Source organism: Sphingobacterium sp. UBA1498, assembly GCF_002325125.1.
Taxonomy (GTDB): domain Bacteria; phylum Bacteroidota; class Bacteroidia; order Sphingobacteriales; family Sphingobacteriaceae; genus Sphingobacterium.
In genome coordinates this window covers 485,526-501,077 of sequence record NZ_DCRG01000032.1, presented here as the reverse complement: position 1 = coordinate 501,077, position 15,552 = coordinate 485,526, and the positions used below count along the sequence as shown (strand labels likewise).

The window sequence follows — 15,552 nt, the reverse complement described above, 5'->3', positions numbered from 1 at the left end:
TAGAAATTCCCCCATAAAGTCATTCAGTTATTGGGGGAATTTTAATTAAAAGATCAGAATGGTCTTGAGCTTAATTCTTATTAAACAACAATCACGTTTACACCAGCTTTTTCCAATGATTCTACAAAGCTTGCATTAACCTTATCATCTGTAATTAACATATCAATTTTTTCAAAACCACAAATTCTCCCAAAGCTTCGCCGGCCAAATTTAGAAGAATCTGCAAGCACCACCACTTTTTGAGCAGTATCGATCATAATCCGATTTAATTGTGCTTCCTGGGCGCTTGAAGTTGACACACCATATTCCAAATCGATACCATCCACTCCCAAAAACAATTTACTGCAATAAAAATCTTTTAACAAATTTTCTGCATATTTCCCTGTGACGGAAGTAGATGTCTTGCGAAGCGTCCCTCCCAGCTGCATAATTTCAACAGAAGGATATTTTATTAACTCCATAGCAACATTCAATGCCGAAGTTACTACAGTGATATTGCCTTTTGGAACAATCTGCTTGGCAAGCGACTGCATCGTTGTGCCAGAAGCTATAATGATAGAGTCGTTTTCCTCGATCAGCTCAGCTGCTTTCTTTCCAATCCTACTTTTATCATCCGAACGAAGTTTCTCTTTTTCGAATACAGTACGGTCAGTCGTATACGGATTATATTGTGTCGCCCCGCCATGCGTTCTAAACAACAATCCACTATCTTCCAACAAAGTCAAATCCTTCCGAATAGTTACAGAAGAAACTCCCAATTCTTCACACAGATCAATTACTTGAACTACGCCGACTTCTTTTAATTGTTTTAAGATATATTGATGTCTCTCTACATTTGTCATGGCTTTATATAATAAGCTGTTAAAATAATAAATCTATTACTCGGTTTGTTTAAAGGAAATCCTGATGTCCGGAAATGATCCGTGGCTATCGACAAATTTCAGCGCACAAGATCTTTTAAGTGAATTTAACGTAACTGAATTTGCTTCGCAAGGACTAAGGTTAAATTAATCAATTTATTTAATTTTCTCCACCCAGACAATCAAAATTTCTTTTTCATTTTAAAAAAGAAAAATAAGACTAAAACTGCAATGGGTCAGGCAAAACAAATTGATAGTCCAGCTCTTCTTGCAGTAATTCTCCGCTCACTATTTTCTGAGTCGTTTCAGCTGCTTCGAACGCGAGAGGCAAAGCATAACCATATTTTTTTGCAGAAGCAATAATGACATCTTTTTTCTTAGGATGTAAGGGAGCAACAACATTATAAATGGTATGTTTAAGTGTGCGGTTAGTGGTCGCTTCCAGCAGAGCGACAACGTCGTCAATATGAACAAAATTAGCAGGCTGCTCTCCAGTGGTACAGATACGCTCAGAGAAATATTTTGCAAAGACACGATTCTTACCAAATAGGCCGCCTAAACGATAAACAACGGTATTGGCCAATTCCAACATAGACTCTTCAGCCATCAAGAGCTTTGGTGCAAGCTCAGCCCTATTCGTAAAAGATTCATCAAACACCACATCTTTAGAGGGATAAATTCCAGTAGAACTTAAAAACACATGCGTTTGCCAACTAATACGGCTAAAAAATTGCTTGATATTAAAAAATCTGTTATCTAGCATTTCTACGCTATTTTTCTGACTTGCTGGTATACTATTTAACACGAAGTCAAATTGAATGGGTATATCAACCTTTTCCGGAAAGCTTTCTCCATCAAAATCAAGCATAAACGAAAAAATACCCTCAGCTTTTAGCCGATGGTATTTTTCATATGTTGTTGTGCTTACCCAGACTTCATGGCCTTGATGCTTCATGTATACCGCAAAAGACTCTCCAAGCCAACCACATCCTAAAATGAGTATCCTCATATTGCAAACGATTAATAAGCTTTAGCAAAAAGCACACGCCTACTGGAAGGTTTGCCGGTAAATATACAGACCCCTTGCTCTTCCTTTGCTTCCAAAGGAATACAACGAATTGTTGCTTTAGTTTCTTCTTTTACACGCTTCTCCGTTTCTGTTGTCCCATCCCAGTGACAGGAGATAAATCCACCTTTACCTTCCAGTACTTCTTTAAATTCTTCATAAGAATTTACTTCCGTATAATGAGAAGTTCTGAAATTCAACGCTTTTTGATAGATATTTTCTTGTATTGTATCCAATAACGTATTAATCGTACTGGCTAGGCCCTCTTGAGCAACAGTTTCTTTCGTTTGTGTATCACGACGGGCCAATTCTACTGTACCATTTTGCATATCTCTTGCACCGACAGCGACGCGAACAGGTACTCCCTTTAATTCCCATTCAGCAAATTTAAAACCCGGACGCTGTGTATCGCGATCATCATATTTTACCGAAATATCTTTCACCCGCAGTTCAGTTGTTAACTGATTCACAAATACATCAATTTGCGCCTTTTCTTCCTCAGTCTTAAAAATCGGAACAATCACAACCTGAATCGGGGCCAATTTCGGTGGCAATACCAACCCTTGATCGTCGGAATGAGCCATAATCAATGCACCCATGAGTCGGGTAGAAACCCCCCACGAAGTTGCCCATACATGTTCTAACTTGCCTTCTTTAGAAGTAAATTTCACATCAAATGCCTTGGCAAAGTTTTGGCCAAGAAAATGGGATGTCCCTGCTTGCAATGCTTTACCATCTTGCATCAATGCCTCAATACAATAGGTATCCAATGCTCCCGCAAAACGCTCATTTTCTGTTTTCCTTCCACGGACAACGGGTACAGCTAAAATCTTTTCTGCAAATTCGGCATATACATCAAGCATACGTTCTGTTTCCGCAATAGCTTCCTCTTTTGTGGCATGTGCAGTATGCCCCTCCTGCCATAAAAACTCAGCTGTACGTAAGAAAAGACGTGTTCGCATTTCCCAACGCACCACGTTTGCCCATTGATTGACCAAAATAGGGAGATCACGATAAGATTCAATCCATCCGCGATAAGTATTCCATATAATCGTTTCTGAAGTTGGACGCACGATCAACTCTTCCTCCAATTTCGCCTCTTCGTCCACGACGATCTTACCTGTACCATCGTTTTTTAACCTATAATGGGTAACCACGGCGCACTCTGTAGCAAAACCTTCCACATGCGCTGCTTCTTTAGAAAAAAACGATTTGGGAATGAATAAAGGGAAATAAGCGTTGCTATGACCAGTCTCTTTAAATCTTTTGTCTAAGATTGCCTGCATTCTTTCCCAGATAGCATATCCGTATGGTTTGATCACCATACATCCTCGTACAGCTGAATTTTCAGCCAGATCAGCTTTGATTACAAGCTCATTATACCATTGCGAATAATCTTCTGCACGACTTGTTATTCCTTTACTCATATGTGATTGATAAATTATTGTAACATTATTACCTTAAATCCCGTCTGTAATTCCAATGCGAAAAGCGTTCAAAAAAAATATTTGTATTTTTGATTACTTCGATTAAACCACCTCGAGAAATTTGCGTCTAAGATAGTAAATAAGGCTGTATAATCGAAAATAACGATTTAGGATATTATGAAAAAAAATAGATTATTTATCGGAGCACTTGCCATAACAGGAGCGTTCATTTTAGGTTCCTGCGGTACAAGTAGGCAAATTTATGGCGACGATGTCTACGGCAATAATGGGCAAGCGAGACAAAAGGTTTACCAAAGCCCAGATTATTATTACACAGACGCAGATCAATCCGAACAAAACGGACAGTCGCAAGGCGGCTATTATGAGGATGAATATTCTGATCAGGATTACAATAGTGATTCTTATGAAGATCTTGAATATGCCAATCGTATCAACCGTTTTTACTACGCTAGTCCAGGTATGACCTACTTCGACCCATTTTTTGATCCATGGTATGGTTATGGATTTGGAGGATGGTACGGATACGGTCCATCATTCGGAATGGGATGGGGATGGAACTCTGGATGGGGTTCTTCATGGTCAATTGGTCTCGGATGGGGATCTAGCTGGGGATGGGGATCGCCATGGTATGGTGGCTACAGACCTTGGGGTGGCTGGTACGGCGGAGGCTACTGGGGATCTGGTTGGTACGGAAATGGTTACTGGGGTGGTGGTTACTGGGGCAACTCAAGACCACGTTATGCTTCAAGTAGATCAGTTTATAGGGACAACTATAACACGCGTAGTTCATCCTCAAGATCCCGCACTTCTGGAGGATATGACCGCAATAGCGTAGCTAGAAATTCTGGCGGATACGATCGTACTGGGGTAGCTCGTGATTCTAGAGGTCGTATTACGTCTGTTTCCAACAGGTCAAGAACTTCTGACGGTTCCGTAACACGCAGTTCTTCTTATGATAGATCAGGAAGCCGAACAAGAACATCTGATGGTGTATCAAATAGAGCTTACTCAGATGGTACACGCTCAAGAACATCGGATAGAGTGAATGGTTCTTATCAAAATAGTACCAGACGCACAAATGGTTACTATAATAATGGTTCGAGAACACGAAACAGTTCTGGTGAAGTATCACGGCCAATGAGCCGGTCTGTGGAAACACGCTCAAGCAACCCGAGTTCAACATCACGACCTTCATATACACCACCGACTAGAAGTTATGATAGTGGTTCTTCTCGCTCTAGTGGAGGCTTTTCTGGAGGCGGAAGCTCAAGATCTTCGGGAGGAGGTTTCTCTGGAGGAGGTAGCTCAAGATCAAGCGGAGGACGTACTCGCTAATTAAAGGCATTTTGAATAGTAGCATACACATCGTTGTGTGCTACTACTTTATTATTGATGATATTTCAGCATATGACAATCAAAAGATTACTTTTTGGAACTGCATTCATTTTAGGTGCAGCAGGGACTACTCAAGCGCAATATACGAAAGATGTACTTCTATTCTCCCAAGGGGACAATGGGGGAACAGCTCGTTTTAAAGCCATGGGAAACGCATCTACCGCATTAGGTGGAGATATAAGTTCGATTACCGGTAACCCGGCGGGTTTGGGGTACTTTAATCAATCTGACGTATCAGTAACAGCCAGATACCTTAACAACAAAAATAAAACCGACTATTTTGGTCAAAATTCAAACAGCAGTAAGAATAATTTCAATCTGGATAATGCGGGTATTGTTTTTCACCTGCCAACCTACCGAAATGGTGGAAATTTAGATAGAGGCTGGTTAAATTTTAATGTGGGTATTGCCTATAACCGCAACAATATCTACAATAATTTATTACAGTATAACGGTGTCAACAACACAAGCTCAATTACGGATGCCTATTCTGACCGGCTATCGTCACCTAGCGGTATGAATGGCTGGGGGCAGGAAGTTTATGGTAATTCATTATTATTCGACGTAGATCCTAAAAAGGCAGGATCATATATACCAATCACGGTTGGCGGGACTTACGATGGAAAGAATGGCTTTAATCAAGTCAATTCCATCTTAGAAAAAGGCAGTAAATCCGAATCTGTTCTGTCGTTTGGTGCCAACTATAGTAACAAACTATATTTAGGAGCTGCTCTAGGATTTACAGCGTTTAGTTACGACAACTCAAGTTGGTTTACTGAATATGGTCAAACAATGACAGCCGACCAATTAAAAGATATCAACAAAGATTCAGAGTTTTTAAAACCAACCAATGCACAGAAGTATGCTATGTTGGATAAAGATTATGAACTTTATGATGATTATGCTCAAGCAACGGATGGTACTGGTGTAGATTTTAAACTTGGGGTCATATACAAGTTCACACCTACTTTCAGCATGGGATTTACGGCGAAATCTCCAACATTTATGAGCATCAGGGATGAATCATATAGTAATTCAGAGTTTCGTTATTTCAGACCTAATGAAGATAAGTCATTTAAAGAGTACCGAACCAGCGATGACGCAGGACATAGTTACCTGGAGTACAATATGAATACACCTTATAAATTAGCTGTGGGTGCAAGCCAAATTTTTTCAAGAGGATTGATAACCGCAGATGTGGAGTGGGTGGATTATGCTGCTATGCGTTTTAGGGATGTAGGTAACTACAGCAAAACGTTAGAAAAAAACATGAATCAAAACATCAAAGATACATATCAAGGCGCATTTAATGCCAGAATCGGTGGTGAAGTTTTGTTTGATAATGTCTTCAGTGGAAGAGCTGGCTTTAATTATAGTGGTAACCCTTATAAAAATGCAGATTATACAAATTATACGGCCTCGCTGGGCATCGGCGCAAAACTAGGCCGTGGCATGTATATTGATTTGACGGGAGCTTATAATGCCATCAATTACAAAGAAAGTCCTTATACTATCGACGAAAACTATTGGAATACTGCAAGCCCCGCTGCAGATATAAAAAACCAACGAACAAATGTTATACTAACAATTGGTTCAAAATTTTAAGATATATTTTTTTTCAAGAAAGTCCAGCGTTGTCTGGACTTTTTTTTGCCACGTCCATTAGCAATTATTTTTGCATTTAACTCATACTTTATCTAAGTTTGTCCCCTTGGATTTAAATCACATGGCAAATCAGGAAATTTCAAAAGCTTTCAATCTCATTTTTACATACCCAATTTGGCGCATAGAAATTGATGCAAAAAATAAATTGATCGCCATAGAAACAAGAAATCCAGAAGATACCTTCCCTTATTTCAACGTCATCACTTTTGAAGGAACTTACGTCTTGCAAGACTTCAAGGCAATCACCAGAGAATGGGTACTTGGTGGAATCCAATGCAAAAAATTAATACTAAAGAAGATTTCCAATAATTCACCGATCGATGCAGGTATACAGGTAATCGATTGCTACAACCCACAGCGTCAAGAAACCTGGTTTAATTACGTTTTCATCAGTCTGGTTGATCAAGGATTGCTCATTAGGCCCAAAACGGTAGCGCAGGGCCAACAATTGTTTTTGAATATTCAATCGATGTCAATCGAAAGCAAAAATTTGATTACCATTAAACCTTATACCAGTGAGCTCGTCTATCCAATTATCTATAATGGTGAAATACCCCTATTTTTGAAGGACTTCCCTATTGATGGTGATATCTGGATAAATCGAGTAAATGACTACTTTATTTGGGCTTTCTATGAAAAACAAAAAAATAATCACTATCAAATCAGGTTAGTTCAATCAACAAGAGAAATGTTGACACAGTCTATCCTTCCGGTTTCGGGACTGGAATTAAAGCTCTTCAACATTTATTTTCTTATTCACGGACAAATATTCCTTTTGACAGATAATAAACGGGAGTTTGTTTCGTATTTAGTATAATTGCAAAATATATGAAAGTTTTATTCGAATTAAAGACATATAAAAAGATAGCTATGCTATCCATCGCAGTAGTAGCTATTCAACAAGTTGAAGCGAAAAATTCAACATCTTTATCTACTTATTCTATTCCCGATTCAATCGGAAATGAGGTGATTAATGGTGAAGAATTCGTACTATTCAAAATTGAAAAAGGAGACAATTACTATCAACTAAGTAAGAAGTATAAAACAACGGTAGGACAATTGACTCAAATAAATGGTAATGGTACGCTAAACCTTGGTCAGATCGTTAAGATTCCGACCGGTCGAAAAGCGAAACCTGTCATTACTAACGACCGTAGCAATCCGGTAGCGCTAAATCCGCGTAATCCGCAGCAGCAAGAAGGTTTTACGGAATACATTGTTGGTGAAAAAGAAACACTTTACGCGATATCCAAAAGGTTTAGTATTTCTGTTGAAGATATCAAAAAAGCGAACAATTTAAAAAATAATATCATTAGCGGTGGAATGAAACTCATGATCCCCAATCAGCCGCTCCCACCGGAAAGACCAAAATTAGTAGAGCCTAAAGGAATCGAAATTGTAAGACCCGACTCCACAGACGATGATAACAAAGAAGAAAATCAAATTTCAACAAACCGTTATGGAATCCGTGAGAAATCAGAACGTGGTATTGGTGTGTGGATTGATGGACTTTCATCTCAAGGCACCAGTAACCTCGCATTACACAAGTCGGCTCCAGTAGGTACCATTCTAAAAATTACTAACCCGATGACGAAAAGCGTTACATACGCAAAAGTAGTGGGCAAATTTAATGATAATGCCGAGAACCAAAATGCAATTGTCGTGTTGTCAAAATCAGCTGCCGCAAGTATAGGAGCATTAGATAAACGCTTCCAAGTGGAAATTGCGTATGGATTACCGCTAGAAAATTAACACAATCAAATAGCTTTTATAGCACAATACAAATGAATAACAAACCGTATGTCATAGGAATTGCCGGTAGTAGTGGCTCTGGGAAGACTTTTTTCTTAAATAGTTTTTTAAAACATTTCAAGCCCAGTGAGGTCACCTTAATTTCCCAAGATGATTATTACATCCCTGCCAATACCAAAACTCAGGAGGAAAATAGGCTCTATAACTTCGATATTCCAACATCAATCGACAGACAAGCTTTTTACAAAGATATCAAAGCACTTTTTAACGGTGAAACAATACATAAGGAAGAGTATACCTTTAACAATCCTGCCCTAACACCAAAAATTTTAGAGATTAAACCGGCTCCGATTTTAATTATCGAAGGCTTATTCATTTTCTATTATACAGAAATTAATGATTTAATTAATCATAAGATATTTTTAAGCGCCGATCAAGATATCGCATTGAGACGACGCCTACACCGCGATTTGGTTGAAAGGGGCTACTTTGAAGACGATGTGATGTACAAATGGGTGAACCATGTACTCCCATCTTATAACGAGTATCTATTACCCTATCAAGATACTTGCGATCAGGTAATATTCAATAATACCGATGAGCCAGAACCAATATGGGAGATCACCAATCAAATTTCTAAAGAGCTAAAGTTAAAGCTCAATTTGGTATAAAATTACGAAGGAGAAGCTATCAAATAGATTCTCCTTTATTTTTAAAGTATTTGATTTATTGATATCAAGATTTTAAATACCTATCTTTGCGCCACGAAACAAATCCATCATAATGAACCATCCTGTAAAGATTAAAAATGCTTTGGTTTCAGTCTATTATAAAGACGGCCTAGCTCCTTTAGTTGAATTATTAAACAAATACGGTGTTACCTTCTATTCCACTGGCGGAACAGAGACATTTATCAAAGATTTAGGTATAGATGTTGTTCCAGTGGAAGACCTCACGAGCTATCCTTCTATTTTAGGTGGTCGTGTAAAAACTTTGCATCCAAAAGTGTTTGGAGGTATTTTGGCTCGCCGCCCCCTTGAGTCTGATCAACAGCAGCTTGCCCAATACGGGATACCTGAGATCGATTTGGTTATTGTGGATTTGTACCCGTTTGAAGAAACAGTTGCTTCTGGTGCATCCCAACAAGATATTATCGAAAAAATTGATATCGGTGGAATTTCTTTGATCCGTGCGGCGGCTAAGAACTTCAACGATGTTGTAATTATCTCTTCTAAAAATGATTACCAAGCATTGGAAGAAATACTCGCAAATCAAGAAGGTAATACTTCGCTAGAACAACGTAAAGAATTTGCCAAACGCGCATTCAATACATCGTCGCATTACGATACCGCAATCTTCAATTACTTCAATCAAGAAAACCCACTTCAAGTTTTTAAACAATCTGAACAAAAAGCCCAAGTACTGCGCTATGGTGAAAATCCTCACCAAAAAGGCGTTTTCTTTGGCGATTTAGATAACATGTTTGATAAATTAAGCGGCAAAGAATTATCCTATAATAATCTTGTTGACGTTGATGCGGCGGTAGATTTAATTGATGAGTTTATAGAACCTACATTTGCGATTCTAAAACATACAAATGCGTGTGGAGTTGCCTCTAGACCAACCATCAAACAAGCCTGGTTAGACGCATTGGCTTGTGATCCTGTTTCAGCGTTTGGTGGAGTTTTAATAACAAACGGTCAAGTAGATGCTGCAACAGCTGAAGAAATTAATAAATTATTCTTTGAAGTATTGATCGCACCTTCTTATTCGGAGGAAGCTATCGCTATACTTACCGCGAAAAAGAATAGAATTATTCTTGTTCGTAAAGAGGTTACATTACCTAGTCAACAGTTCAAAACATTGTTGAACGGCGTTATTCTACAAGATAAAGACAAAACAATTGAAAATGCAGAGCAAATGGTTACTGTAACGAAAGTAGAACCTACTGACGAACAACTTCAAGACCTATACTTTGCGAACAAAATCGTTAAACATACCAAGTCAAATACAATCGTGTTTGCCAAAAATGGCACTTTATTAGCGTCCGGAGTAGGTCAAACATCTCGTGTAGACGCATTAAAACAAGCTATCGAGAAAGCTGTTTCTTTCGGTTTTGATCTCAAAGGCTGTGCGATGGCATCAGATGCTTTCTTCCCTTTCCCTGATTGCGTTGAAATCGCTTCGGAAGCAGGTATTGCAACCGTATTGCAACCCGGCGGTTCAATCAAGGATCGGTTGTCGATAGATATGGCCAATGAAAAAGGAATTTCAATGGTGACAACGGGGGTTAGACACTTTAAGCACTAAGCAGTCTTCAACCATTAATAAAAAAGCTACNNGTAGCTTTTTTATTAATGGTTTATTTCAAAGTTCAATCTTTCGAGCTTATAACGCTCTATCTCCTCCGACAGCTTACGGATGGCATAAGCTACAATAGCAACATCATCTATCCAGCCGCCGACAGCAATAAAATCAGGGATAGCATCTATCGGAGAAATCACATAAATGATCGTTCCGATGATGATGGATAGATTCCAGTTGTTCATCTTAAACTTACCTGTGATTGCGTCTTTACACATCGCGATCAGTAATTTAAATTCGCCAACATAGCTACCTAGGTTTTTTGCCTTAGATTCCGCCTGAGATAACTCCTCCTCCGTAATTTTACGTTGTCTAAAGCGCTCAAACATAACTGTTGCAATCTTCTTAATTCTACTGTTCATAATCCAAAATTAGGATTACTAGATTAATAATCCAAATTCCTACGTTTCAGCGGATTCACACTCAATAAGGATCACTAATCAGGACGACCAACTATTTGCACTACAGTGAAAATATGATACGACAAACATTTACTGTCAAGCTGCTATACGAACTATTTTACACTTGGAATAGCCGAAGCACGCTTGATTAAATAACAACTACACACAAATTTATTATTTTTATAGCTAGCTGTAGCAAACTATCTTTAATGTGCGTATAATAGACAACACAAGCGCAATGTGTTTTATACAACAAAAGATTTAATGTTACACAGTTATGAAAAACTATAGATTATTCAATTTTATCTCCATCGTTCTAGCGACATTCTTACTTTCAAGCTGTCTGAAAGATAATGATGACCAAAAAATTCCTATGGCGCTCTTTACCATGGTTAATGGTTACAGCGACGCTAATGCTGTCGTCTATTATGCGGATGGCGGGGCTTTACAAAACCCCAATTATCCTATGGAATTCAAAAGCTATAGGCCAATCGTTGGACTATTCACCGGAGCTCGAAAAATAGCTGTTTCCTCCGAATATAACAGTATCTTGACAGATACAACAATTACTGTAAAAGACAGTACGATATATACATCCTTTCTATTTGGAACAAAATCAAAACCGGTACAGATAATCACGACCGACAGAATCAACAAGGAAATTAAAAACACCGAATCCGGTTTACGTTTCTTTAATCTTGCGGAGGGAACAGATCAGGTCACCCTTCAGATCGGCAGTGAGACCTCCCCGTCAGAATGGACAAATAGAGCTAAAGAAACACAGAACTCAGCAAACGCGCATCAGGGATTTATTGCCCAAAAAAGTGGAACATTCACTGTCACAGCACGTGATAAAGCAGGGAAAACAATCGCGACCCGGAGCGAAATTAAATTGGCTGAAGGCTATTATTATTCTTTAATACTCATCGGTAAGGCAAATGATCAAAACAAACCATTATATATTGGTTTAGTAGCTCAAGCTGCAAATTAAAATACCCATATCTATACACTTTTTATAACGGCGGCCATCATGTACATGTGATGGCCGCTCGCTTTTTATTTCTTGAATATACTTCTCAGCTATTAAGGATTTTCTTTAGGTGCCACTTTAGAAATAACATAAATATCCTCATTATCTTTTTTCATCTTATACTTCTCACGGGCAATACGCTGTACTTCTTGCGGGTTGGAACGAATATCGTTAATTGTTTTAATGATTGCCGCATTTTCCTTAAGGTAGAAAGAGCGCTCACTCTCTAGGTTCGCTTTCTGTTTTTGATAACTATACTGTGTGGCAAAGTCATTTCTATCAAAAAATAACATCCACACCAAAAAAGCCAAAGCGGCTAACAAATACTTATTTCTTATTAAATACCACAATCGTTGCATAAGGCAAAAATACTATTTAGCTTTTATACTCAAGATTTTTTCTTCACAAGTTGGCCATCTTTGATTAAATATATGGAATATTATAGGCAAATTCATCATATCCCTAGAATAATCTTATCTTTAACAGTTCAAAAACGATCATTTCAAGGGAATATCCATTTTAAAACTACACCCGATTTTAAAATAGAAAGGTATATTCGATGGGATGATTAAAGAATAAATCATTGACATATGAAATACTATCTTATAGCAGGCGAAACTTCAGGAGACTTACACGGTGCAAACCTTATTAAAGCATTAAAAATTGAAGATCCCGATGCAACTTTTCAAATTGTTGGAGGAAATCTAATGCAGGAAGAGGCTGGAAAAAAACCATTAATTCATACATCGCAAATGGCTTTTATGGGCTTTATAGAAGTTATAAAAAATCTGCCAAAGATATCAAGGAACCTCAAACAAGTTAAAAATGATCTATTAAAAGAAAAACCAGATACTGTCATTCTGATAGATTTCCCTGGCTTCAATTTGAAAATTGCTGATTTTGCGAAAAAACATGGAATTAAAACCTGCTATTATATTTCCCCTAAAGTATGGGCCTGGAATCAAGGCCGTGTAAAGAAAATCAAACGGATTGTCGATCACATGTTTTGCATTCTGCCTTTTGAGGTGGATTTTTACAAAAAATGGCGCATGCCCGTAGATTATGTTGGAAACCCACTATTAGACGCGATTTCAACCTACCAATTCAACCCCAATTTCAGAGCAGAAAATGGTTTTTCAGAAAAACCACTCATCGCCCTCTTGCCGGGAAGCCGGGAAATGGAAATTACTAATATTCTGCCTATCATGGCCGAACTTCCGTTCTTTTTTCCTGTTCATCAATTTGTAATTGCAGGTGCTCCCAATTTTGATGAAGCGTTCTACAAGCAGTTTTTTAAAGGTATCGATATTCCCATAGTTTTCAATCAAACCTACGATATTCTCAATAACGCGGAAGTCGCAGTCGTTACGAGTGGAACTGCTACGCTCGAAACAGGTATTTTGAAAGTACCCCAGGTAGTCGTCTATAAAGCTAACCCAATATCGGTATGGATAGCTAAACTAGTTGTCAAAGTCAAATTTATCTCGCTCGTAAATCTAATCAATAACTTTCTATCAGTAAGGGAATTGATTCAAGACGACTGCACAGCGTATGATATTTCCTATGAAGTAGGTGAATTGATCAATAACAAAATGCATCGCGCAAGTGTGATGGAAAACTACGATATCCTTGCTGAAAAACTGGGTTCTCCTGGGGCTTCAGAGAAAACGGCCAAATTGATTGTAAAATATCTCGCTAAAATTTAAACTCTTTTCCCTTTCATTTGTCAAACTATCAGTAGTCACTATTAATTAAAAGGGTTATGAAATGTAAAATTATTCTAGGCTTTTTTCTTTGTTTTGCAATGACCTTAACAGGTAAAGCACAGGAAGTACAACATATTTCTAAATTAGAAATTGGTAAAAAGGCAAAAAAAAATATCGATAATAGAGATTCTACTGTCGCTATACACATCGATACCTTGATCATGAAGGATAATTCTACTTTTTCTTTCTATGGTAAGAAAAATGTTAAGCTCACCATTGGTTATGCTGAAATTGGAAACAAAGCAACTATCCATGGAACAGATGGGAAGAATAACGGAACTAATTTTGACATCAGTGCTAATTTTCAAAAATTAGGGTCCCTATATATCATTGCAAAAGGAGATGACGCTTTCAATGGAACCAAAACTTTTCCGAACGGAAATGGAGGAAAAGTTAAAGTCACTTTAACAAACGGAAGTATTAAACCTCAAACAACGGACAAGAAAGCGACAAATTATATTTATGCAGATGTAGTAGCAGGTGGACGTGCCATCAATGCAAATTCGGACTTAAGAAATATTTACGACCGGATTAAAACCGCCCCCACCGGATTAAGAGGACTGCCTCAAGGGCAAATTTTCTCTGGGAGCCCCGGAACAGAAGGAACATTTGAACTAATTTCAACCCAATAACACTAAAGTTAAAATCATAAAAAAGCCGTATTCTTTTTTAAATACGGCTTTTTTTACATATATAATCCCTATCCTACTGCCTACACCCTCTTGTTTTAAGCTCATAGGCCAATACCAGCCGCGTCATCCGATCATATCGGGCTATTCCTTCCTGCTGATTATTGTGTTTTAGGTATTGGTTATAAAACAATCCCATTACATCGTCGACCCACCCAGTATATTGACTCCAAAATTGTCTTTCTCCTGCTAAGTCTCTCAACACCTTTACACTTAATCGCCCTTTAAAATCTTTCCATAACTCAGGATACATGCCCTGAAGCTCACGCAACATATATAGGGAGGTCTGTAGATAGGCCGAATACCGGTAAAAGTTTTGAGGATGATTCTGTAAGCGCACGAAAGCAATAAAATTTGCCTCATCTTCAAAACCGATGCCTTGCTGGTGAGCAAGTTCATGCACAGTAGTAAATGGTAAAAAAGTTGCTGGCATGGCTTTATTCACTTGAGCTTCGTGGGTAAATGGATTAAAATAGCCCGACACACCAAAAAAAGAAACCATACGGCTATTAATCGGTGATTTTGCGCCAATTTGATCTGTTGATAAAAAATCCGCAAACGTTGTATCGTTTTTGACCCATCTTGTCAACTCTTTTTGAATAAACTCTTTACGCTCTTCCCATTGCGATGGATTTACATGTTCACGCAAGGTATTTGTACTATCCAAAAAATCATTCAATACCATTAGATAATCCGCTAGTCTTAAGCTATCGACTTGTAGATGTACATTTGTACTGATTGGCTGACGGTAATAGTTGAGCCCCCAAGATAGGTAAAAGAAACAATAGAGTCCGAATAACAAATTGATCATGGACAATACTAATCGAACAAATCTTTTCCATCTTCTTTTCCATATGTTTCCAATTAATTTCGCAGCTAAATAGAGAAAAAACACAACAACTGCAACATAAAAGAGATCGCCTAGACTAAAGGGAATATAACCAAACACAAACCTCGAAACATTACTATAAAAACGATAAAATCCCTGTGCATAAAAGACCTCAATCCATTGGCTGTTTTTCTCGGTCACGGAGAAAAATAAAGTCCCAATAAATAGAGCAAAAAAAGTAAAAACCGCTATTTTATCCCGCTTTTCCATTCAATAATTTTTAAAAC

General features: G+C 38.0%; 15 protein-coding genes. 9 read left to right on the top strand and 6 right to left on the bottom strand.

Going from position 1 to position 15,552, the window contains the following annotated elements:
- Window positions 1–80: 80 nt before the first annotated feature.
- The 3 genes from agaR to proS form a co-directional block, all read right to left on the bottom strand.
- Window positions 81–842 carry a transcriptional repressor AgaR gene (gene agaR, locus B3139_RS18975; protein ID WP_209574716.1) on the bottom strand — a complete coding sequence of 254 codons (762 nt, stop codon included), beginning with the start codon at window positions 840–842 and terminating at the stop codon, window positions 81–83.
- A 238-nt stretch (window positions 843–1,080) separates the two neighbouring features.
- Complete coding sequence (locus tag B3139_RS18970) at window positions 1,081–1,869, bottom strand: GDP-L-fucose synthase (RefSeq protein ID WP_293885065.1); 789 nt, start codon at window positions 1,867–1,869, stop codon at window positions 1,081–1,083.
- An 11-nt stretch (window positions 1,870–1,880) separates the two neighbouring features.
- Window positions 1,881–3,353, bottom strand: coding sequence for a proline--tRNA ligase (gene proS, locus B3139_RS18965; protein ID WP_293885064.1), 1,473 nt, complete (start codon window positions 3,351–3,353; stop codon window positions 1,881–1,883).
- Window positions 3,354–3,530: 177 nt separating this feature from the next.
- Here proS and B3139_RS18960 point away from each other — a divergent pair, with 177 nt between their 5' ends.
- The 6 genes from B3139_RS18960 (at window position 3,531) to purH (ending at window position 10,496) form a co-directional block, all read left to right on the top strand.
- Entirely contained in the window at window positions 3,531–4,709 is a 1,179-nt protein-coding gene (locus tag B3139_RS18960; protein ID WP_293885063.1) for a hypothetical protein, read from the top strand.
- A gap of 72 nt (window positions 4,710–4,781) precedes the next feature.
- Window positions 4,782–6,374, top strand: a complete 1,593-nt coding sequence (locus B3139_RS18955; protein WP_293885062.1) for a hypothetical protein — start codon at window positions 4,782–4,784, stop codon at window positions 6,372–6,374.
- A gap of 121 nt (window positions 6,375–6,495) precedes the next feature.
- Entirely contained in the window at window positions 6,496–7,251 is a 756-nt protein-coding gene (locus B3139_RS18950) for a hypothetical protein (protein WP_293885061.1), read from the top strand.
- 11 nt (window positions 7,252–7,262) lie between these two features.
- Window positions 7,263–8,186 (top strand): LysM peptidoglycan-binding domain-containing protein, encoded by a 924-nt coding sequence (locus tag B3139_RS18945; protein ID WP_209574728.1) that lies wholly within the window; start codon window positions 7,263–7,265, stop codon window positions 8,184–8,186.
- Complete coding sequence (locus B3139_RS18940; protein ID WP_349676356.1) at window positions 8,168–8,857, top strand: uridine kinase family protein; 690 nt, start codon at window positions 8,168–8,170, stop codon at window positions 8,855–8,857. Before B3139_RS18945 ends, B3139_RS18940 begins: the two co-directional genes overlap by 19 nt.
- 112 nt (window positions 8,858–8,969) lie before the next feature.
- Window positions 8,970–10,496 carry a bifunctional phosphoribosylaminoimidazolecarboxamide formyltransferase/IMP cyclohydrolase gene (purH, locus tag B3139_RS18935; protein WP_293885059.1) on the top strand — a complete coding sequence of 509 codons (1,527 nt, stop codon included), beginning with the start codon at window positions 8,970–8,972 and terminating at the stop codon, window positions 10,494–10,496.
- Window positions 10,497–10,540: 44 nt separating this feature from the next.
- Here purH and B3139_RS18930 read toward each other — a convergent pair whose 3' ends face one another.
- Complete coding sequence (locus B3139_RS18930) at window positions 10,541–10,912, bottom strand: YkvA family protein (RefSeq protein WP_293885058.1); 372 nt, start codon at window positions 10,910–10,912, stop codon at window positions 10,541–10,543.
- A 316-nt stretch (window positions 10,913–11,228) separates the two neighbouring features.
- Here B3139_RS18930 and B3139_RS18925 point away from each other — a divergent pair, with 316 nt between their 5' ends.
- The gene (locus tag B3139_RS18925) at window positions 11,229–11,942 is read left to right on the top strand and encodes a DUF4397 domain-containing protein (RefSeq protein WP_209574736.1); all 714 of its coding nucleotides are present in this window, start codon (window positions 11,229–11,231) and stop codon (window positions 11,940–11,942) included.
- Window positions 11,943–12,034: 92 nt separating this feature from the next.
- Here the strand turns inward: B3139_RS18925 and B3139_RS18920 are convergent, their stop codons facing one another.
- A complete protein-coding gene (locus tag B3139_RS18920; protein WP_209574738.1) occupies window positions 12,035–12,340 on the bottom strand; it encodes an FtsB family cell division protein in 306 nt (101 codons plus the stop codon).
- Window positions 12,341–12,571: 231 nt separating this feature from the next.
- On the opposite strand from B3139_RS18920, the gene lpxB reads away from it, so the two are divergent.
- Both lpxB and B3139_RS18910 read left to right on the top strand, forming a co-directional pair.
- Window positions 12,572–13,687, top strand: a complete 1,116-nt coding sequence (lpxB, locus tag B3139_RS18915; protein WP_209574740.1) for a lipid-A-disaccharide synthase — start codon at window positions 12,572–12,574, stop codon at window positions 13,685–13,687.
- Window positions 13,688–13,743: 56 nt separating this feature from the next.
- Window positions 13,744–14,379, top strand: a complete 636-nt coding sequence (locus B3139_RS18910) for a hypothetical protein (RefSeq protein ID WP_293885057.1) — start codon at window positions 13,744–13,746, stop codon at window positions 14,377–14,379.
- A gap of 73 nt (window positions 14,380–14,452) precedes the next feature.
- Here B3139_RS18910 and B3139_RS18905 read toward each other — a convergent pair whose 3' ends face one another.
- Window positions 14,453–15,535, bottom strand: coding sequence for a DUF3810 domain-containing protein (locus B3139_RS18905; RefSeq protein WP_209574744.1), 1,083 nt, complete (start codon window positions 15,533–15,535; stop codon window positions 14,453–14,455).
- Between the last annotated feature and the right edge of the window lie 17 nt (window positions 15,536–15,552).

Bases quoted from the DNA above. Each gene is read 5' to 3' on its own strand.
- agaR (WP_209574716.1), bottom strand. From the start codon at position 842: ATGACAAATGTAGAGAGACATCAATATATCTTAAAACAATTAAAAGAA.
- B3139_RS18970 (WP_293885065.1), bottom strand. From the start codon at position 1,869: ATGAGGATACTCATTTTAGGATGTGGTTGGCTTGGAGAGTCTTTTGCG.
- proS (WP_293885064.1), bottom strand. From the start codon at position 3,353: ATGAGTAAAGGAATAACAAGTCGTGCAGAAGATTATTCGCAATGGTAT.
- B3139_RS18960 (WP_293885063.1), top strand. From the start codon at position 3,531: ATGAAAAAAAATAGATTATTTATCGGAGCACTTGCCATAACAGGAGCG.
- B3139_RS18955 (WP_293885062.1), top strand. From the start codon at position 4,782: ATGACAATCAAAAGATTACTTTTTGGAACTGCATTCATTTTAGGTGCA.
- B3139_RS18950 (WP_293885061.1), top strand. From the start codon at position 6,496: ATGGCAAATCAGGAAATTTCAAAAGCTTTCAATCTCATTTTTACATAC.
- B3139_RS18945 (WP_209574728.1), top strand. From the start codon at position 7,263: ATGAAAGTTTTATTCGAATTAAAGACATATAAAAAGATAGCTATGCTA.
- purH (WP_293885059.1), top strand. From the start codon at position 8,970: ATGAACCATCCTGTAAAGATTAAAAATGCTTTGGTTTCAGTCTATTAT.
- B3139_RS18930 (WP_293885058.1), bottom strand. From the start codon at position 10,912: ATGAACAGTAGAATTAAGAAGATTGCAACAGTTATGTTTGAGCGCTTT.
- B3139_RS18925 (WP_209574736.1), top strand. From the start codon at position 11,229: ATGAAAAACTATAGATTATTCAATTTTATCTCCATCGTTCTAGCGACA.
- B3139_RS18920 (WP_209574738.1), bottom strand. From the start codon at position 12,340: ATGCAACGATTGTGGTATTTAATAAGAAATAAGTATTTGTTAGCCGCT.
- lpxB (WP_209574740.1), top strand. From the start codon at position 12,572: ATGAAATACTATCTTATAGCAGGCGAAACTTCAGGAGACTTACACGGT.
- B3139_RS18910 (WP_293885057.1), top strand. From the start codon at position 13,744: ATGAAATGTAAAATTATTCTAGGCTTTTTTCTTTGTTTTGCAATGACC.
- B3139_RS18905 (WP_209574744.1), bottom strand. From the start codon at position 15,535: ATGGAAAAGCGGGATAAAATAGCGGTTTTTACTTTTTTTGCTCTATTT.